The organism is Nitratireductor indicus C115, assembly GCF_000300515.1.
GTDB classification, from domain to species: domain Bacteria; phylum Pseudomonadota; class Alphaproteobacteria; order Rhizobiales; family Rhizobiaceae; genus Nitratireductor; species Nitratireductor indicus.
The window spans coordinates 295,857-315,059 of sequence record NZ_AMSI01000002.1 but is presented as its reverse complement, the minus strand read 5'-3'; the positions used below and the strand labels follow the sequence as shown (position 1 = coordinate 315,059).

The 19,203-nt window shown below is 58.2% G+C and carries 18 protein-coding genes; 7 read left to right on the top strand and 11 right to left on the bottom strand.

Annotated features, from left to right (window positions below; translation table 11 throughout):
- The first annotated feature begins 508 nt into the window (after positions 1-508).
- The 3 genes from NA8A_RS24585 (at position 509) to NA8A_RS04060 (ending at position 5,539) form a co-directional block, all read left to right on the top strand.
- Positions 509-1,003, top strand: a complete 495-nt coding sequence (locus NA8A_RS24585) for a thermonuclease family protein (protein ID WP_310986631.1) — start codon at positions 509-511, stop codon at positions 1,001-1,003.
- Positions 1,004-1,769: 766 nt separating this feature from the next.
- Complete coding sequence (locus tag NA8A_RS25015; RefSeq protein WP_157174131.1) at positions 1,770-5,024, top strand: autotransporter domain-containing protein; 3,255 nt, start codon at positions 1,770-1,772, stop codon at positions 5,022-5,024.
- Positions 5,024-5,539, top strand: coding sequence for an invasion associated locus B family protein (locus NA8A_RS04060; RefSeq protein WP_009756082.1), 516 nt, complete (start codon positions 5,024-5,026; stop codon positions 5,537-5,539). The genes NA8A_RS25015 and NA8A_RS04060 overlap by 1 nt, the downstream gene beginning before the upstream one ends.
- Before the next feature lie 43 nt (positions 5,540-5,582).
- Here NA8A_RS04060 and NA8A_RS04055 read toward each other — a convergent pair whose 3' ends face one another.
- From NA8A_RS04055 to NA8A_RS04045, 3 genes are all read right to left on the bottom strand, one after another.
- Positions 5,583-6,731, bottom strand: coding sequence for a GGDEF domain-containing protein (locus tag NA8A_RS04055; protein WP_009756081.1), 1,149 nt, complete (start codon positions 6,729-6,731; stop codon positions 5,583-5,585).
- Between the two features lie 195 nt (positions 6,732-6,926).
- Positions 6,927-7,244: a DMT family transporter gene (locus tag NA8A_RS04050; RefSeq protein WP_009756080.1), complete on the bottom strand. Its 318-nt coding sequence runs from the start codon at positions 7,242-7,244 to the stop codon at positions 6,927-6,929.
- A gap of 97 nt (positions 7,245-7,341) precedes the next feature.
- A complete protein-coding gene (locus tag NA8A_RS04045) occupies positions 7,342-8,250 on the bottom strand; it encodes a LysR family transcriptional regulator ArgP (protein ID WP_009756079.1) in 909 nt (302 codons plus the stop codon).
- A 96-nt stretch (positions 8,251-8,346) separates the two neighbouring features.
- Between NA8A_RS04045 and NA8A_RS04040 the strand changes: the two genes are divergently transcribed.
- Entirely contained in the window at positions 8,347-8,958 is a 612-nt protein-coding gene (locus NA8A_RS04040; RefSeq protein ID WP_009756078.1) for a LysE/ArgO family amino acid transporter, read from the top strand.
- 50 nt (positions 8,959-9,008) lie between these two features.
- A complete protein-coding gene (locus NA8A_RS04035; protein ID WP_009756077.1) occupies positions 9,009-9,644 on the top strand; it encodes a LysE family translocator in 636 nt (211 codons plus the stop codon).
- Between the two features lie 69 nt (positions 9,645-9,713).
- Here NA8A_RS04035 and NA8A_RS04030 read toward each other — a convergent pair whose 3' ends face one another.
- The 3 genes from NA8A_RS04030 to NA8A_RS04020 form a co-directional block, all read right to left on the bottom strand.
- Positions 9,714-10,367, bottom strand: a complete 654-nt coding sequence (locus tag NA8A_RS04030) for a glutathione S-transferase family protein (RefSeq protein ID WP_009756076.1) — start codon at positions 10,365-10,367, stop codon at positions 9,714-9,716.
- Between the two features lie 146 nt (positions 10,368-10,513).
- Complete coding sequence (locus tag NA8A_RS04025) at positions 10,514-11,104, bottom strand: hypothetical protein (RefSeq protein ID WP_009756075.1); 591 nt, start codon at positions 11,102-11,104, stop codon at positions 10,514-10,516.
- Between the two features lie 179 nt (positions 11,105-11,283).
- Positions 11,284-11,469, bottom strand: coding sequence for a hypothetical protein (locus NA8A_RS04020; RefSeq protein ID WP_009756074.1), 186 nt, complete (start codon positions 11,467-11,469; stop codon positions 11,284-11,286).
- Between the two features lie 167 nt (positions 11,470-11,636).
- Between NA8A_RS04020 and NA8A_RS04015 the strand changes: the two genes are divergently transcribed.
- Positions 11,637-12,407, top strand: coding sequence for a GGDEF domain-containing protein (locus NA8A_RS04015; RefSeq protein WP_009756073.1), 771 nt, complete (start codon positions 11,637-11,639; stop codon positions 12,405-12,407).
- A gap of 191 nt (positions 12,408-12,598) precedes the next feature.
- On the opposite strand, the gene NA8A_RS04010 is transcribed toward NA8A_RS04015, so the two are convergent.
- Positions 12,599-12,847, bottom strand: coding sequence for a YMGG-like glycine zipper-containing protein (locus NA8A_RS04010; protein WP_009756072.1), 249 nt, complete (start codon positions 12,845-12,847; stop codon positions 12,599-12,601).
- A 202-nt stretch (positions 12,848-13,049) separates the two neighbouring features.
- Here NA8A_RS04010 and NA8A_RS04005 point away from each other — a divergent pair, with 202 nt between their 5' ends.
- Complete coding sequence (locus NA8A_RS04005) at positions 13,050-13,238, top strand: hypothetical protein (protein ID WP_143087893.1); 189 nt, start codon at positions 13,050-13,052, stop codon at positions 13,236-13,238.
- On the opposite strand, the gene NA8A_RS04000 is transcribed toward NA8A_RS04005, so the two are convergent.
- The 4 genes from NA8A_RS04000 to recQ form a co-directional block, all read right to left on the bottom strand.
- The gene (locus NA8A_RS04000) at positions 13,235-13,501 is read right to left on the bottom strand and encodes a hypothetical protein (RefSeq protein WP_009756070.1); all 267 of its coding nucleotides are present in this window, start codon (positions 13,499-13,501) and stop codon (positions 13,235-13,237) included. The genes NA8A_RS04005 and NA8A_RS04000 overlap by 4 nt on opposite strands.
- 101 nt (positions 13,502-13,602) lie before the next feature.
- A complete protein-coding gene (locus NA8A_RS03995; RefSeq protein WP_009756069.1) occupies positions 13,603-14,811 on the bottom strand; it encodes an OpgC family protein in 1,209 nt (402 codons plus the stop codon).
- A gap of 198 nt (positions 14,812-15,009) precedes the next feature.
- Positions 15,010-17,049, bottom strand: coding sequence for a TonB-dependent receptor domain-containing protein (locus tag NA8A_RS03990; protein WP_009756068.1), 2,040 nt, complete (start codon positions 17,047-17,049; stop codon positions 15,010-15,012).
- Positions 17,050-17,332: 283 nt separating this feature from the next.
- Positions 17,333-19,132 carry a DNA helicase RecQ gene (recQ, locus tag NA8A_RS03985; RefSeq protein ID WP_040671786.1) on the bottom strand — a complete coding sequence of 600 codons (1,800 nt, stop codon included), beginning with the start codon at positions 19,130-19,132 and terminating at the stop codon, positions 17,333-17,335.
- Between the last annotated feature and the right edge of the window lie 71 nt (positions 19,133-19,203).

Genomic DNA, 19,203 nt, shown 5'->3' with positions numbered 1-19,203 from the left:
TCCTACACCAAGCCGGCTTGACGAGTCTAGTGTTTGTTCCATTTTTGTTCTCATGGTGAAACACGTCAGCTACAACCTCAACATCCTCGCAAACATGATCGATGACGGTTACACCGTCAGCATCCACTGTCACCAACAGGTCAAGGGTGGGACATGCGGGCATCATGCCAGGCTGGACCTGGAAGCCCTCGCCAAGCGCTTCGGTCGCGACTTCGTTCTGCTCCATCACACCATCGTGCCTTATCTCCGCTGTTCAAAATGCGGAGCGAAGGGCGGGGGTGTGCGCGGGCCGATTTCGATACAGATGCATATTCCTAGCCCGACCCGATGAGGTGGTCCGGCCAGCTGAACGTCTTCAATTTTTCGATATAAACAATAACCATACCTGAAGTGCTTGCGGCGGACATGGCAGTAATTGATCCTAATTGCTTGCCTAACCAAAGGGGTTTGGCCTTTTCCTTTATCGTAACCGATTTGCAGGATCATCGAGATAAAGGGAGGGATACTGATGCATCCAGTATTATCTACAATATGGTTTGGCACCGCGCTCGTCGTAGCGGGTTTTGTGGGCTGGAAGATAGCACCAGATGCTTCCCATACAGTACAACCCTCCAATCCGCGCCCGAAGCCAGAGGCCGTGGAGCCCAAGCCCGTGGCGGCTGGCCGGGTTATTGCTATGCCAATCTGTGGCAGCGGTCAGCGCGTTAATTGCGTCGTTGATGGCGATACGATTTGGATAAACCGAGAGAAGTTCAGGCTTGAAGGCTTTAATGCCCCTGAGATGAATGGATCCTGCGATCGAGAACGACGTTTGGCGGTTCAGGCGCGAGACGAATTGCGACGCGCACTAAATGGACACCGGTTTACTATTGAGCGCAACGGACAGGATCGCTATGGGCGCACCTTGGCGACCATCCGAGTTGAGGGGCGGGACGTCGGCCAAGGTTTGATAAGAAAGGGCCTGGCGCATGAATGGCGCGGGTTTAAGGAAAATTGGTGTTGAATTGCATGCGTCATAGCCGAAATGAGTTCGTCTGCTCTCGTTCAGACTGGAGCGATGGCCGTTCTCGTCGCCCCACGTCCACGTGAAAAATTTGGAGCAATGAGGCGATGGGATAAGCAAACGATGAGGTTCGATATAATTCCGCATTTTGCGATACAATTTGTGGTACAAAAAGAGTGACTTTTCCCGGAATTCACCACAAAAAATCATTTAGTTACAATAAAAGGGGTTTGGTGCGGGTGCGCGCCGTCCGCACCATTTTGGAACGATAGGAACTTTCTGCACCGCAGTGACGACCGAAGGGCCATTGCGGTTCCAGTTCGACAGATAAGCCAGGTCGCTTTATATTTCTCTGCCGTAGGCTCCGTTTTTATACCTTCCGATCTGTGACGATGTTTCGCGCTCTCGACGGCCCGTTTTGGTTCGGAAGCCGCCATAAGCCCAATATTTTAATGCGTTTAGAGAATTTCGTATTGGGGATTACTTCCCGTGAGCAAAAATGTTTCAGCGTGAAATCAAACTTGTGCTTTCACCGGCGCCCAGATCTCCGTCGAAACGCAGCCGATAGTGCATCTGTTCTAATGGCCAAACTCCCAATTGCATGCTGAATGACATGCTCTGGAGCAGTCGTGTGTACGGCTCGACGCTCGATAGCGCTTTGACAGCATTTGGTATGTGATTTGGGAGATCATCATTGATTTCTAACAGGAAATTTTTCGAGCTGAAGAAATGGCTCCGGAATTCCACGGCTCTGGGATACGCCGGATTGAGCGTTCTGTTCTCGGGCGTTGCGCCGGTCGGATTCGGTGAAGCGCATGCGCAGGTCGTCTGCGATACCCGCCTCGGCAGCAATCCGGCCATCACCGATTGCACACTTGCTCAGGGGGCGGCCACCTGGGCGGAGCAACATGCCATCAATGGTGAATTGTATGTCGGCAGGGTAAACGGAGTGCCCGCCGAATTGTCGATCATTGGTTCGAAAGTCTATAGCGGAGCAGGATTTATCGGCTATGGCGGCTCTAGCAGTGCACCCAATACAGGTACGGTAAGGGTTTCCGGCGCTGGTGCTGAATGGCGTCTGACAGGAGATGCCCCCATAGCCTATGCGGGCGTTCTCGGCATCGGTGCGACCGGCACCGGCTATGGCAATGGTACCCTGATCATCGAAAACGGCGGTAAGGTCTTCGCCGATACGGTTCGCATCAGCAATGCGGTCGGGTCGGGCGGCGAAGCCCATATCGTCGTTTCGGGCCAGGGCTCCGTGCTGGAGGCTGATGAACTCCGAGGCTTGAGCAGCAGCACGGCGATCGTCGACCCCATTGCGATCCGGGATGGGGGGCTTATCTCCACGAACTATGTTTCGCTCGGCGGGCAGGGGAGCTCGATCCTGGTCAGCGGCTCTGGATCGAAGTGGCTCAATAGCGGCGCCATGATCAACCGAAATGGTTTTGCCATCGAGAATGGCGGCAAAGTGGAAACCCAGACCCTGAAGCTCGGCGAGAACACGACCATCGCCGGCGCAGGCTCGGTGCTGCATGCCGGCGAGCGGATCGATCTCGAAGGCGCGTTCAATACGGGATACATCACGGTTTCCGACGGCGGTTTATTGGAAACGCCAATCCTTGCGATTTCATCGCAAGGCGGCATGCGCGTGGAAAACGGCGGCATGGTGAGCGCCGACACAGCCGGTGTGGGGCTCCTTGCCTATCTAACGGTCGATGGCCGGAACAGCGTGTTCGATGTCTCCGGCAATCTCAATGCGAGCGGAGCCGTGGCTCTCAGCGGAAACGGGCGTCTGGAAGTCGGAGGCCAGTTCAATCTCCGCAAGTCGCTGATTATCGGCGGGGCGAAGGAAAGCGCCGACGGTTGGTTGGAACTGGGCGAGGCGAGCGCTGCCGGTTCTATCAATGCGGACGCAACGATAACTCTCGATGGCGCCGGTATTTATTTCAATCACACCGATACCGGCTACCTTTTCGCCAATCGGCTCTCAGGCGGAGGCTTCATCGCAAGCTACTCCGGGGAGACCACCATCGATGGCGATCTGTCCGAATTCTACACAACCAAACGGGATGATCTGGCTGTTGTCGTCGACGGTGCAGACGCGCGGCTCGTGCTGAAAAGCGATATGGACACGACAGATCTCGATGCGCGGGCTGATCGGGAAACCGAAACCACGTTTGAGGTCAGGGGCGGCACGTTGATCGTCGACGGCACCGTCGGCCGAATTTATGAGGTCGAGGGTGAGCCCGGAGAGAAGTTCGCCCGTTATTCGAACCGGATCGAGGTCTGGGGAGAGGAATCGAACAACGTATATGCCGACCGTGATCCGACATTGTTCGGAACGCTGGGTGGCTCTGGAACCGTTGGTTCCGTCGTGCTTGAAAGGAATGCGCGCATTGCGCCGGGCGACAACTCAGCCGGCACATTGACCGTCATGGGCTCACTCGCCTTTCATGACAACTCGGTCTTCGAGGTGGATGTTCTCGGCGACGGCACAAGCGACAAGATCGTCGTCAAGGATATTGGCTATGAATCGTCGCTGGATGTCTTCGATCGGGGCGGCAAGGTCACGATCGGCAATGGTGTCAATGTGGAGGTCACGGCGCTCGATGCCGCCACAAGTTATCAAAACGGCCAGACATATACGATCCTGACCGCGGAGAAGGGCATTTCCGGTGAGTTCGCAGAGGCGATCTCGAAGTCCGCCTTTCTCGATGTCGATCTCGTTCATGGAGCGAATGAGGTCGATTTAACGATCTCTGTTGCGGACGCCGGTGGCCCCGGCGATCCTGGTGGCCCCGGCGATCCTGGTGACCCTGGCGATCCGGGTGATCCCGGTGATCCCGGCGACCCTGGTGACCCCGGTGGGCCTGGAGCAGGCCTTTTTGACCGTGTTGCCCGGACGGACAACCAACGCAATGTTGCCGTCGCGCTCAACACACTGGAGCAGAGCGGCTCATCGCTATTGCTTTACAACAGGCTGCTTTTATTGAGCGCTGGCGAAGCTCAAGTTGCGTTTGAACAGCTTTCTGGTGAGGTTCACGCTTCTGCCCAGACTGCGCTCCTTCTTGGTAGCCAGTATGTGCGGGACGTCACCAACAACCGTATCCGCTCTGCTTTCGGCGATGTTGGGGCAGCAAGCCTGCCGGTTCTTGCTTACGGGGAGGATGGCCCTAAATTTGATACAGCAAGCGCGCTAGGCCTTGCGGCATGGGGGCAGGCTTTCGGCTCCTGGAGCGATATGGAAGGCGGTGCCAATGTAGGCGATCTGGACGTCTCGACCGGTGGTTTCATAACGGGTATCGACGCGCCGCTCGGAGACTGGAGAGCTGGTCTCTTCGCGGGGTACAGCCGTTCGACATTCGATGCGGATGCGCGTGCATCCTCCGGCGACAGCGATAACTATCATCTTGGTCTTTACGGTGGTTCGCAGTGGGGCGCGCTGTCGTTCCGTTCGGGGCTTTCTTATACGTGGCACAAATTGTCGACCAGCCGTTCGGTCGCGTTTCCGGGCTTCAATGAGCAGCTGACCGCTGATTATGACGCCGGGAGCTTCCAGGCGTATGGAGAACTCGGTTACCGTTTCGACAGGGGTACAGCGTCTTTTGAGCCGTTTGCGAACCTTGCCTATGTCAACCTGCGTACCGATGGCTTCACGGAAGAAGGTGGGGCAGCGGCCCTCACCAGTGCAAGCCAAACGCTCAACACCGCGTTCACCACGCTGGGATTGCGGGCCTCGTCCGATCTCATGCTTGGTGGAATCCAGGCGACGGCCAGTGGAACCTTGGGCTGGCGTCATGCTTTCGGCGACGTCGATCCGGTCTCGCAATTCGCCTTCTCCGGGAGCGAAGCCTATATGATCACCGGCGTTCCCATTGCCAGAGACACTGTCGTCCTGCAGCTCGGCCTCGACATGAAGGTGACCGAAACTGCGACGCTCGGCTTAAGCTATAATGGCGAGTTCGGGTCGGGTTCGAGCACGAACGGCCTCGATGCGCGACTGGGCATTCGCTTCTGATGCTTTTTCGCAAACTCTCCATGTCGATGGCGGTGGTCTTTACCGTCGCCATCGTCGGTGCTTCAAGAGCTGAGCCTCCATCCTCCTTATCGGAAACCTACGAGAACTGGACCGTTGCCTGCCTTGGACAGGGCGACAAGCGCCGATGCGCATTTTCCCAGCGGCAGGTCCAGAAGAGCGGTCAGCGCGTCCTTGCAATCGAACTTGTGCCTTCCGCCGATGGCGGTTTGCGAGGTTCTCTTGTTTTGCCTTTCGGGCTTGATCTCAAGCGCGGAGCCATGTTCAGCATCGATGACCTGCCGCCGGGCAAACCGTCGCACTTCAAAACCTGCCTTCCTGTGGGGTGTATCCTTGCCCTGGTCTTTACGAAGGAAACGACGAAAGCGTTGCGGGGAAGCGAGACATTGAAGATCGGTACCTATGCAAGCGACGAGCAGCAGGAGGTGGTGTTCCCAATTTCGCTGAAAGGATTTGACGCCGCGCTTGAGCGCACGATCGGTTTGACGCGGAAGTAGGTGCCGGTCGGGCGCGTCCGCGCCGGAACCGGCGTTTCACACTTTAGCCTACCAGCCTGATAGCCTCGCTTCGGACCCGGTTCCTGCCGCTCGTCTTGGCTTCATAAAGCGCGCGATCCGCCCGTTCGAGGAGAGCATAGAAGTCCTCCTTGCAGCCTGCAGTATAGGCGACGCCAACGCTGACGGTCACGGAGATTTCCTCGCTATCCGAGACGATGGTTTTCGCCTCGGTCTTCATCCGGATGCGTTCGGCGAATTTGACGGCTGTCTGCTGGTCGACATCGTGAAGAATGACGCAGAATTCTTCGCCACCCACTCGGGCGGCGACGTCCGAAACGCGGATTCTGTTCGAGAGAATTTCTGCAAAATGGCACAAAACAAGATCTCCGGCGGCATGGCCGTAGCTGTCGTTGATCGATTTGAAATGGTCCAGATCGAAAATGATGGCTGCGGTGCGGGGCGTGGCCGGTGCGGTGTAGCGCTCGATCAGAGCTCGTCGGTTGAGCAGCTTCGTCAGGGGGTCCGTTATGGCCTCCATCCGGTGAAAGCGAGAGATCCTGGCCTGATTGCCGGCGAGCGAAAGGGCGCCAATGCCGGTCAATCCGATGATGACGACGATGGAATTGATGCCTTCTGCCCAATTGGCAGGGTATTCGGAAAGGACCCATTTGCGCTCGAGCACGAGGGCGAGGCTGCATAGGGCGAAAGAAAGCGCGGTGATTGCATAAAGGGTTGCGTTCGCCGCCATGACGATTGGGGATTCTTCCCGGCCGATCCAATGCTGCCAGCCGGTCAGAACGAGGAGCAGGGCAAGGGCGAGATTGGCGATGACCGTCCCTGTTCCGGAATATCCTGTTGCAAAGGCGGCAACGGTTGCGAGAACGCCCAGTCCGGTAACCGAGCAAACCGCCGCCCAGTTTGTTCTGCCGAGCCGGAACTGCATGGAGCCCGCATAGATCAGTCCGAACCCGATCAGCAGAGCGGAAAACGATGCTGTCTGAAGAAGCGGGTCGTAGTACCGGCCGAGCGCGCTTATGGGAATGATGCCGAGAACAATGAAGCCCAGGCCGGACGACCATTCGAGCAGGAAGGTGTCGCGACGCGCACCGATCCATGCCCCAAAGAGCGTGAAACACAGTGCCGCGCTGGATACGCCGATTGCGATTAGAAGAGTAACCTGATCGAAAAGCACGAACTTGCAGAACCTCCGCTCAAGAGGCCTTTCTAAGCTCAATGGTGCTTAATGGTCAGCAAAACGCTTTCGATGTTGCGCAGGAAACGCGCTGTTTCAAGTGATATGGTGATCAAATTATTATCCGGCTTCGCAGTTCTGGCACCTGGCGATCCCGGATGGGGCGCCAGGTGATGCCGATGATTGCGAAATGTCCTAGCTGTTTGAGAGTTTCATCATCACAATGCCAGCGACGATGAACAGAGCCGCAACGATACGCATGGGCGTTGCAGCTTCTCCGAGGGCGAATATGCCGACAATGAAGGCGCCCACGGCACCGATGCCTGTCCAGATTGTGTAGGCTGTGCCAAGCGGAAGTGTTTTCATGGAAACCGACAACAATGCGAAGCTGGCGACCATCGTCACAAGCGTGATCGATGTCGGGGCCAGAAGGCTGAACCCCTCGGACTTCTTCATGAAATAAGACCACACAACTTCCAGAATTCCGGCGGCAACAAGCAGTATCCACGCCATGACCCATAGCTCCTTTACGAGCCGGGCCGTCCCGGAATGATTTTGGAAAAAGAGGCCGTCCTCTTCTTCCCTGAAATGGGACGTCCGAGAGAATGTTTCAAGCTCCGGGTTGTACGAGTTTGTCCCTTGCGACCCGAACGACAGCCCGTGTGAGCTCATGAAGATGTTTGGCGGCCAAACGGTTGATCTGCCAGAAAAGCGGAACATCCAGGGGTTTGCCGGGCACCAGTTCGACAAGTCGGCCAGAGGCCAGATGATCGCGTGCGAGTTCGGCGGGATTGAGAGCCCATCCCATGCCGGCGAGGCTTGCCTCCAGAAAACTCTGGGTGGAGGGGAGCCAATGGGTGGGAAAGCTGATTTCCCTGCCAAAGATGCGCCTGGTCCAGATGTGCTGGAGCCGGTCCTTCTGGTTGAAGGTAAGGGCGGGGGCCGTTTCGCAGGCTTCGGCCGTTACGCCGGTGGGGAAATGACGCCGCAGAAATTGCGGGCTGGCCGTTGCGTGATAGCGCAACGCGCCCAGGGGCGTGACACGGCACTCCTGCACGGGATCGGCATTCGATGTGACTGCTGCCAGAACCTTGCCGCGTCGCAGCCAGTCCGCGGTGTGATCCTGGTCGTCAATCGCGATGTTCATCAGATAGTCCGTTTTCCCGGTAAAGGAGGCGATGGCCTCAAGAAACCAGGTGCCGAGACTGTCAGCATTTGTGGCGACATTCAGCGTCACATGTCGGGACGGGGAGGAGAGGTCCGCCAGACCGGGCAGATGCTCCATCAGCTCCTTTTCCAATATGCCGAGGCGCTCCATATGCCGGCAGAGCAGCGCTCCCTTTTCCGTGGCGGTGCACGGCGTGCCCCGTTCGATCAGAACTGCACCGAGCCGTTCTTCCAGCTGCTTCACCCGTTGGGAAACCGCTGACGGGGTCACGTGGAGGGAGAGAGCAGCCTTTTCAAAGCTTCCCGTGCGGACAATCGCAGCGACGGCGCGGGCGGCGGCATAATCGATCATGATTAGAGTTTCTAATCCCAATTTATCTTCTTTAATTATCCTAATTACATGCGACCGCCTACACCGGACGCAGAAAACCAGTCATTCGGCGGGGCAATGGAGCCATCAGTCTTTCTTACCGGGATGATGATCGGGCTCAGCCTGATCGTCGCCATCGGTGCACAAAACGCCTTTGTCCTCCGTCAGGGCCTGATCGGCAGGCATGTTCTGGCTGTGTGCCTGACGTGTGCGATTTCGGATGCCATACTGATAACGGTGGGTGTGACCAGTTTCGGCAAGATTGCGCAATGGCTTCCCTTCATCGAGCCTGCCATGCGCTATGGCGGTGCCGCCTTTCTGTTCTGGTACGGAACAAACAGCTTGATATCGGCCATCCGGTCCAGCGATGCGCTGGCCACGGATATGCCCGCAGCCGGGCATGGGCTGGCGCAAACACTGGCGACCTGTCTTGCCATCACCTGGCTGAACCCTCACGTCTACCTTGACACGGTGGTTCTTCTGGGCACGATCTCGACCCAGTTTGCCAATGGACAGAATGCCTTCGCTGCCGGTGCGATAACGGGATCCTTCGGTTTCTTTCTGACGCTTGGGTATGGGGCGAGCTGGTTGCGACCGTTCTTTGCACGGCCACAGGCCTGGCGGATACTCGAGGGGGGCATTGCGCTCATCATGTGGGCGATTGCGGTGAAGCTGGTTGTCGGCAGTTGAAATGCCAGCTTGCCTGCGCGAAATGTGCGGAGAGGTTGAGGGGGAAGGTAATGGACGGTCTTCATCATCTGCCGGTGGTTTTTGCAGCCTATGCGATTGCCGCGGGAAGCCCTGGGCCGAGCACGCTGCGCATCATGGGCGTGGCGATGCACCATGGCCGGCGTGCGGGGCTGGCACTCGCTGCGGGAGTGGTTTCCGGTTCGCTCTTCTGGGGCGTTTGTGCTGCAACCGGCGTGTCCGCCTTTCTTGCGCGTTATGCGGAAACGCTCCTGGTCCTGAAGATACTGGGCGGCCTTTATCTGCTCTATCTTGCCGTCAAGGCGGCGCGCAGCGCGTTCTCATCTGCAAACCCGGCACTCAACGCAGGTATGCAAAACAGCACCGCTCCTTCTTCATTCGCGCTCTACAGGCATGGTTTGATCATGCATGTGGCCAATCCGAAGGCCGTTCTTGCATGGATTGCCCTTGTAAGTCTCGGGCTCGGCCCTGATGCCTCATTGCGGGATGCTGCCATCATCCTTGCCGGGTGCGCGGTCTTGAGTGTGTCGATCTTCTGCGGCTATGCGATCGTATTTTCCACGGGGCCGATGGTTCGTTTCTATTGCCGTATGCGCCGTGGTATCGAGGCCCTGCTTGCTGCGGTCTTCGGGCTGGCTGGATTGCGTCTGCTCATGTCCCAGAGTTGAGCCGGACCTGCTCCGTCGGCTTCGTGAGCTGAAGATCGGAATTTCAGCGCGGCGGGGCCACCTCCATATTCAGCTCCTTTGCGATGCCGCTTCGAAGACGGCCAATTGGGCTTTGAAGGCCTGTCGATAGGCGGGGCGGGCCTCTGCGCGGTCGATATAGGCGAGCAATTGCGCATATCCGTTCAGCAGGCCTGTTGCCTTCACTCTTTGCAGGACCGTCACCATCAGGAGGTCGCCGGCAGTGAAGTCGCCGTCGAGCCAATCGGCGTTGCCAAGGTGCGCTGTCAACTCTTTCAGACGTTTATGAATACGCTCTTCAAGGATTGCGTTGCGCGCTTCATACCATGTCTCGCCGTGTTCCAGTATTCGGGCCAGGGAGTATTCGAAGATCGGCGGTTCAAGGGTGTTCAGTGCCGCAAACATCCAGGCAATGGCACGGGATCTGGCATTTCCGTCGGCAGGCAGGAGGGTTTTGTGGCGCTCGGCGATATGAAGCACGATAGCGCCGGATTCAAACAGCACAAGATCGCCTTCCTCATAGGTCGGAATCTGGCCGAAGGGGTTGAGTAAGCGATGAGCGGGGTCCTTCATCGCCTTGAAGGAAAGAAGACGGGTTTCATAATCCTGTCCCGCTTCTTCAAGCGCCCAGCGGACGCGCATGTCGCGTGCCAGACCCTTGCCGCGGTCCGGCGATTTCTCGAAGGCCGTGATGGTGGGGATCATTGCAGAACTCCTTTCGCTTGCCGCTTCGGTTCAGACAAAAGGGCCTCTGCCCGTCACGGTCAAAACCCGAGCTTTGTATCCTGAGGACGAACGGAGGGGCGCTTATCCGACAGCGACCTGCTATTTCTCATGGATATTGCCGCCGGTTACGACAGAACCTGGAAATACTGAACGATCCATACGATCTGAACGATCAGCGCGATGACGACGAACCATAAATGAAACCGGCGGTTCTTAATGAACATCGCGGCGAGGGAGAGCGCGATCATTGCGGTTTGCCTGATCGGATATTCCAGGCCCATCTCCCGGAAATGGTCCATTCCCTTGATAAGCGTGTCCATGACATCGGTGGCATAGAGGGCTGCCAAAAGGCCGTAGAACCATTTCTGGCGGGAATGGAAATAGTCGGCATAGCCGGAATAGTCGTTCATCTGGTCGGGAAAGAGCAGGGCGCAGACGAAGAAGAAAAGCGCGGCATAGAGGATGACGAATATGTAGAGTTCGAATGTCCAGTGGATGATGCGCAGGAGACCGAACTCGAACCACCAGAAATGCACGACCGCCAGAAAAAGAAACAGCACCCATCCGATATGAACGGGATAGATGTGGCTCTTGTTCGGGTGCTGGACAAAGCGGGCAAGTCCATTGAGGAGGCGCGCCAGGCTCAAACCCATCACGACGCCCAGGATCACCCGGATGTGAACCACTTGATCGGTGTGCTGAACAGGATTTTCCATGCTTCCCCGCCATGGCTCGTTTCGCCCGAATCGATGCCGGGCGGTTGTTTCTCAGCATACTGCACTGGACGGCTCGAATTGCCGAAACGATGATCGGAATATGAGGGGCGGCTTCTGAGCGATGAGGGGATGAAACAGATTACGCGGGGGGCTTGGCGGCGATGCCCGCCTCAGGGAGGCTAACGCTTGCGCGGTCGCTGATTGTTCGCCGGGAGTGCAAAATAGGATTTTGGCGACGGAGTGGTTTTCTCCGAAGGAGCAGGATTGCCGATGAAACGCGAGACTGCCTCGACGAGGCCGAAGGACAAGGCGAAATAGACCGTTGCCAACAATGCCGTCTCGAAAATGTATATCCAATCAAACATGCTGACCTTCTTGCGCCACAAACAAGACATCAACGTGAAGCGGGCGCGCGGGCTCCATCACAAATTTTAGCCGGCTGCAATCTTCTTCCTGTGCATGACTGACGGAGATTGATAAGTCGGCTCTGATCTTAACCCGGGGGCAACACTCCTCTGGTAGCGCGCTGCCCATGAAACGGGTTTTGCTTCACGCCGCTATTGCAACCGTGTTTTCCATGATCGCTTCCGCGGCGATCTGCTGGGTCGTCCTGACCCTGATGGGAAGCTCAGTGAACTGGTTTCCGATTGCCATGAGCGTGCTTTGTCCTCTGCTCATAGCCTTTCCCGTGAGCGCGGTGACGTTCCACCAGAAATTGCGCATTGCCAGCGCCCATGAGGCATTGGAAGCCGCTCACCGGCAGCTTGCCCAGGTGCACAGGCAACTTGCAGCCGCTGCGCGTCTCGATGACATGACGGACCTTTTGAATCGGGGTGCCTTCATCCGGCAGGTTAATGAGGCCGGTGCTCGCGGCAATGGCGGTGCTCTGTTGGCTATTGACGCCGATTATTTCAAGGATATCAACGATACGTACGGCCATCTTGCCGGTGACCGCGCCCTATGCGCGATTGCGCAGGCCATTAGAAATTGTCTCGAGCGCCCGGCTGCGGCGGGGCGTATCGGCGGCGAGGAATTCGGTGTTTTTCTGGAGGCCATGGACCTGCCGGAGGGCAAGGCGACCGCCGAAAAAATACGCCATGCAGTCGAACGGATTTCGCTGCGCTCCGAACAGGGCGAGCAGTTTGGCTTGAGCGTGAGTATTGGCGTTGCTTGCGTGGCGAGGGATGCCGATTTCTCGCGCCTGATGGCGACCGCAGATCGGGAGCTTTATCGGGCCAAGCGCAGCGGGCGCAACCGCATTGCCGCTGCAGAGACCGACAGGCCAATGGTCGTTAACGGCTGATCACTGCTCGATTGGCCTCGCCGGAAGGCCGGCAACGGGCGGAATACTGCGAAACCGGAAAACGCCGGCCGGAATGAAACCGGCCAGCGTCGAAAAATACCCGGAACACCATGCGCCGTTTTGGACGCGCATCTTTGTGTTTTCCCGCATTTCAGCGGATGCCAGGTGAGATCGCCTGATTTGCAAGACGACTAGCGGCGGCAGCGGGCCCGATAGATGCGGCCATTGCGGTCGCGATATTCGCAATAACCGTTGCGCAGGTTGCGCACCAGAAGGCCGCCAAGCGCACCGGCGCCCGCACCGATAAGCGCGCCACGTCCGCCACCGGCAAGACCGCCGACCACGGCACCGGCTGCCGTACCCACGCCCACGTCCCGCTCGGTTGTCGTGCAACCGGCAAGGGCAAGCAATGCAACTGCTGAAATGAGTACGCTCCGCATCTTTGAAACTCCGCGCATATGCCTTGTCTGGGGCGCATCGGCTTGCCGCGCGCCATTGTTGGGGCCAAAACTGGGATCAGGTTCGACAGAGTTGCAAGAATCTCCCCCATCAAGCCATGTTCAGTCTGATTGAGAGACGGCTAAAGAGCAAGAGTGCCGCGCGCCCGAAACTGCTGGCTGAACGATGACAGGACATGATCCCTTGATTGAAAGCATACTCGTTTTGCTTTTTCTTGCGGGTTTCACCGCAGCGATCTGTGGTGTGGCGATCCTGCTGATCCAGTGGATGCCGTTCAACGGTGTCATACAATGGGGGCTGAAGGCGAGCGTCGTACTGATCTGGGTGACGACCGTGCTGTTATGGCTCGTTTCAGGAAATGCCGGGTTCTAATCCTTCTTTTCCCTGACGATGACAACCGGCGGCCTCGACGTATAAAGCCATGAATCGTTCAGGGAGGCGGTATTGGCCCGACGTTCGGCGCGCCTGTCCAAATCCAGGCGTTGCAGGCACTCGGCAAAGGCGTCGTTCTTGCGTGTGAAGCCATAGGAGCGGCAGGTCTCTTCATCCGCCGCGCGCTGTTCCTGGGGTGTCATCGTGGTGCAGCCGGCTGCTGTTGCCAGCGCAAGAAGAAGAGATGGAAGAATTGACCGCATCGTTTACTCCGGACAACCGAAATCCCCATTGCCCGCGCGCAGCAGATCACAAAAGCCCCATGCGAACAAGCGTCTCCCGGCATGCGACGGCAGCCTGGAAATCACGGCTTGCCGCTTGAGGCCCCACGCTGGAAGAGGGGCAGTTGCCCGAAATAATTTGCCCTTTCGCGATAAAGGGCGGGAATGGCAAGTGAGGCGATGGCGCCCAGAGCTATGGCCGATTTGCCCCATTCGCTGAAGGGGCCATAGTGATATTCGAAGCCCTTCAAGAGATAGATGACGATCACGTGCCAAGCATAGACTTGCAGGGAATGGCGGCCGATCAAACGCAGGAACGACAGGTTGAAGACAAACCGCATGCCAGTGCCCAGGGCGCGCACGAGCGCATTCTGCGCCGCAGGCCCGGCCATGACCACCCACGCCACGAGGAAGCCCGTGGCCATGAAATTCACGAGATAGACGAAGCTGAACTCGACGCGATTGTCTAGGCTGGAGAAGCGTTCCATCATCGGTTCGGGAAGCACCTTGAACGTGAAGCCGAGGCGGAACGTCAGGAACGCGAGAAACAATGCAAAGGCGGCCCACACAGGCGCTGTGTTGCTGGGCGAAATCAATGTGTTCCAGTCGATCTGCCTGGTCGAGGTCAGTGCGCCGAGGATGAGGCCGGACATGAAAACGGCCTGCCAGGCAAGCACGTTGAATGCCGTGCGGAACATCCGCTCGTCATGGAGCATGCCCAGAAGCGAGCCGATACCTTTTGCGATGGGGAAGTGAAGCCCGAGCTGAACGGCAATCCAGAGGACAGCCGATAGTGCCGCAACCCACTTCCAGCGCCCCGTCACGCAGAGCCAGATGAGCGGCGGAGACACCAGCATGTAGACGATGTACTGGGGCAGGATGTCCATATAGGTTGGCTGGTAAAGCAAAAGCAGCGAGGCTATCGCGTAGAACGGGTCATGGTCTGCAAGCGACCAGAGCCATGGTTCCCAATAGGTGGAAGAGGCGCTTAGAACCAGACCGAGCGCCATCACCGCCAGAAGGCAGCCTGCGGCATAGCGGTATATTTCGAAGGCCCGCTTGCGGACCTTGCGAGCGCCTGAAGCATAACCTTCCTTGAGCATGCGCCGCGCATATACCATGCCGACGAGAAGACCGGACAGGAAGACAAATCCCTGCGCGTCCTGAACGTATCCCAGTTCGCCATGGTTGAATTTGACGAGCAGATACCCGCCCTCGAAGGTGAGGTGATTCAACACCATGAAAACGAGGAAATAGCCTCGCATTCCGTCCAGTATTTGCAGGCGTCGCATGATCTCTTTCACCGGTCATGGAGCCACCCCGAAGTAAAAGGGCCATTAGCATGCGATGGTTCCGGCGCCTCAATCACGATCTGTTCTGCGGCGTGCGGCAGCGTGATGCCCAAGGATGCAAGTGCCTGAAAACAAAGGCGGGCCCCGATTGTCCGGGACCCGCCTCATCTTTTGTTTCGCCTTGTTTCAGCGCTTGCCTCAGAAGGTGACCGAAGCTGCGAAGGTGAAGGTGCGTCCGGGAGCATAAACAGGATCGATGCCGCCGCGGTTGGAGCTCGCCGCATAGCTCGATCGTTCGAAATACTGCTCGTTGAACAGGTTGTCGACGCCGACGCGCAGCGAGAGATTCTCGTAGGCCGGCGGGGTCCAGGTCGCGTAGGCATTGACCACCGTATAGGAAGGCTGGTCGTAAAAGCCGCTGGCGGTCGCTACGGCATCGGTCACCCTGCCGGCCCATTCGACGGTCGCGCCGACCGTCAGATTGTAATCGGTCAGGGTGTGATCGATGTAGAAGGTCGCCATATCGCCGATTGGCATGAAGGTGCCGCTATTGGGCAGTGCCGAGATGCCGCCGACGGTCACATCGGCCTTGGTGTATGTCGCGCCGATCCGTGTGTTGCCCCAGTCGTAGCTGGCGTTCAACGTCACGCCGCGGCTGCGATATTCGTCCGGGTCGTTGTTGAGGGACGGTGTGTCGTAATCCGGCAGGCCGCTGATCCGTGTATCGAAATAGGTGATGCCGCCCTTCCAGTTGTCGCCGCCGACATTCAGGCCGACCTTGAAGTTCTTGGCCTCGCCGGTCGAGAAGCCCGGGTCGGTGTAAAAGCTGTTGTCGCGGGCATGCACATAGCCGTAGTCGCCGATGACATAACCGAGCCAGGTGCGCGATGCACCAACGAACACTTCGATATTGTCGTTGAAGCGATAGGCGAGCGTGCCGTTCACGCTTGCCCCGCTGTCGGAGAAGGTGTTGCCGTCCCAGTCCTTGAAGCGGTGCCCATCGAAGCGGGCGCCGGCCGACAGGTTGAAGCCGTTGTCGAAGTCGAAGCGTCCCTGAACGAAAGCGCCGAGCTGCTCGGTCGAGAAATCTCGGTAGCGGCGGTTGTTATTGCCGTAATTGTCGGTGTGATAGTCGTGCTTGCCGAAATCGATACCAGCCGTCACATTGCCCGGACCGACCACGAAGGTGTTCTGCACCTTGCCGCCCATGAGGTCCTCTTCAAGGACCATGTTGCCGTTGGTTCGGGCCTGATAATTGTCGCGCCAATAGTCGTTCTGGCTGAAATAGACCATCACTTCCGGATCCCACAAATCGGACGGATTGGTGGAGGTGTAGGTCAGCTTGACGCTTTCGCGGTCGATCTTCAGCGGGTGCAGTTCATCGCCGGCGAGGCCGAGATTCATCTTGATGAGACGGTCGGCCTTGTCACGGCTGCGCTCATATCCCAGTTCGATACGGTTGTCGCCAAACTCATAGCCAAGCTTGGTGAGGATGTTGCGCGCCGCCGGCTCGGTTCCCAGAACCTCGTTTCCATCGCCATCCTCATAGTCGTCGCCCTTCGTGCCGTGCATCATCACGAACCAGTCGAAACCATCGATGAGGCCGTAGGCGGCGAGGCTGCTTGAAACGCCACGACCGTTGGTGCCATAGGAAACGGAAGCCTTGCCGCCGAGCGTCTTGCCGTCTTTCAGGAGATCCTTGGCGCCAACCGTTTCGTAGCGGATTGCGCCGGCGGCTGCGGCGAAGCCGGAATCGGCGGCTGCCGCGCCTGCTTCCACCTCGACGCGCTTCAGGAAGGCGGGATCCACGACATTTGAGCCGGTGTGATGCCAGCTGGTTGCGGTCTGCGGTACTCCGTCGACCGTGACGGCGAGATTGGATTGTTCCATGCCCAGAACGTGAATGCGCTTGGAAGGACCGCCGCCACCAGACACGGTCACGGAGGATTCGCGCGAGAAGAGTTCAGAAACGTCTGCCGGCTGCAGTTCCTCGATGTCTTCCTGCGTCAGTACGGTGCCACCGGTGGCCTCAATGTTCTCCTGGCCGTCCTTCACCACATAGATTGTGTTGAGGATATAAGTGCCGGATGCATCGACCGTGCTGCTCTGATCGGCACTGATCGCGGTTTCCTGATCGTCTTGCGGGCTGGTGGTTTCCTGGGCGAGAGCGGGCAGGAGCGCCGCAACGCTTACAGCCGAAGCGAGGCCGGCCGCGCGTAAGTGGATCAGAGACATCATAAATTCCATTCGGTTGCGCTGAGAACGGGACTACACCCGGAGACGGAGCCGAACTTATTAAGATGAATTCTAGAGTCAAGTTATTGGGAGCAGTCCTCTACAGGAATGTGATGGTCTGTAACAATTTGGGCACAGAAGCGAATGTGCCGATCTGCCGATCTTGAGAAAAAGCGCATAAATTCAGTCGTATAGATGAGAGTTCGGCCCCGCTTCATACACATGATTTTCCCGTCTGTGCGCATTTGCATTGGCCTCAGATGGCTCGTCCTGAGCGCAAGATGCTCTAACCATGGTTGGCGATCACCTCGAGGAAGGGAGCGCCATAGCGGTCAAGCTTGGCTTCGCCTACGCCTGAAATGCCTGCAAGTTCTGCCCGACTGGCGGGGCGGCTGGAGGCCATTTCCACGAGTGTCCTGTCGTGGAAAATGACATAGGGCGGCAGGTTCTGCTCGCGGGCAATCTCCATGCGCTTTTCGCGGAGAGCCTTGAACAGCGCCCCGTCGGTGGCGTCGAGCACGCTGGCGGCGGGGGATCGTACTGCCTTGCGGCCTCGGCTTCCTGCGGGGCGGGGCACACGCAGCATCAGCACGGGTTTTTCCTTCAGGAAGCGGCGGCCTCCCTCGGAAATCGACAATCCGCCATGACCGGCCAGATCGACATCGAAAAGCCCGCGCGCGATCATCTGGCGCAGGATTGAGCGCCAGGTGCGCTGGTCGTGCTCCTTGCCGATGCCATAGGTCGAGATCCGGTCGTGGCCGAAGCGGGTGATACGCTCGTCTTCATCGCCCAGAAGGACCGAAACGATATAAGCTTGTCCGAAACGCTCGCCTGTGCGGTAGACGCAGGACAGGGCCTTCTGTGCGGCAATGGTGCCGTCGAAGCGCTCCGGCGGATTGGCGCAGGTGTCGCAGTTTCCGCAAGGTGCGCATTCATCGCCGAAATAGGACAGCAATATCTGCCGGCGGCATTCGGCGGTTTCGGTTAGGCCCAGAAGGGCGTCGAGCTTCTGCTGCTCCATGCGCTTGCGCTGGTCCGGCGCGTCGGATTCGGTGATGAAGCGGCGACGCAAAGCCACGTCCTCGAAACCGTAAAGCATCAGCGCTTCAGCGGGGAGGCCGTCGCGGCCGGCGCGCCCGGTCTCCTGATAATAGGCCTCGATGCTGCCGGGCAGATCGATATGGGCGACGAAGCGGACATCCGGCTTGTCGATGCCCATGCCGAAGGCGATGGTTGCCACCATGACCACGGCCTCTTCGCGCTGAAAGCGGGTCTGGTTGACCTCGCGAAGCGCCTTGTCCATGCCCCCGTGATAGGGCAGGGCATGGAAGCCCTGTTCCTGAAGCCAGGCTGCGGTTTCCTCGGTCCGCCGCTTGGAGAGGCAGTAGACGATGCCGCTTTCTCCCTTATGCGTTTCGAGAAAACGCATCAGCTGGCGACGAGGATTATCTTTCTCCTCGATGGCATAGCGGATGTTCGGGCGGTCGAAACCGGCAATGAAGGCATCGCGTTCGTCTATACCGAGATGCGAGATGATCTCGGCGCGGGTGGGCGCGTCTGCCGTTGCCGTCAACGCCATGCGGGGCGTGTCGGGAAACATCTCCACAAGGGCGTCGAGCTGGCGGTAATGCGGGCGGAAATCATGCCCCCACTGCGACAGGCAATGGGCCTCGTCGATGGCGATCACGGAGAGCTTCGTCTCCCGCAACCGGTCGATCACGCCTGGGCGCAACAGTGTCTCTGGAGCGACGTAGAGAAGATCGAGGGTGCCGTCGAAGATCGAGTGCCAAAGCGCCCGGCGTTCTTCTGATGGCAAGTCGGAGTTGAGAGCGGCCGCGCGCACGCCTGCCTGGCGCAGGGCCGCCACCTGATCCGCCATCAATGCGATCAAGGGCGATACGACGAGGCCGAGGCCAGGCCGGCAGAGCGCCGGAATCTGATAGCAAAGGGACTTTCCGCCGCCCGTCGGCATCAGGACGAACGCATTGTTGCCGGCAATCACATGGGAGACGATTTCGGCCTGGCGCCCACGAAAGGCTTCGTAGCCGTAGACGGTTTTGAGGATTTCTATCGGGGCGACAGTCACGGGATACCTGTGGGCAACGGCAAGGAACCGGTCCGGGAGACCGGGCGGGGGAATCGACACGTGCGGTCTGT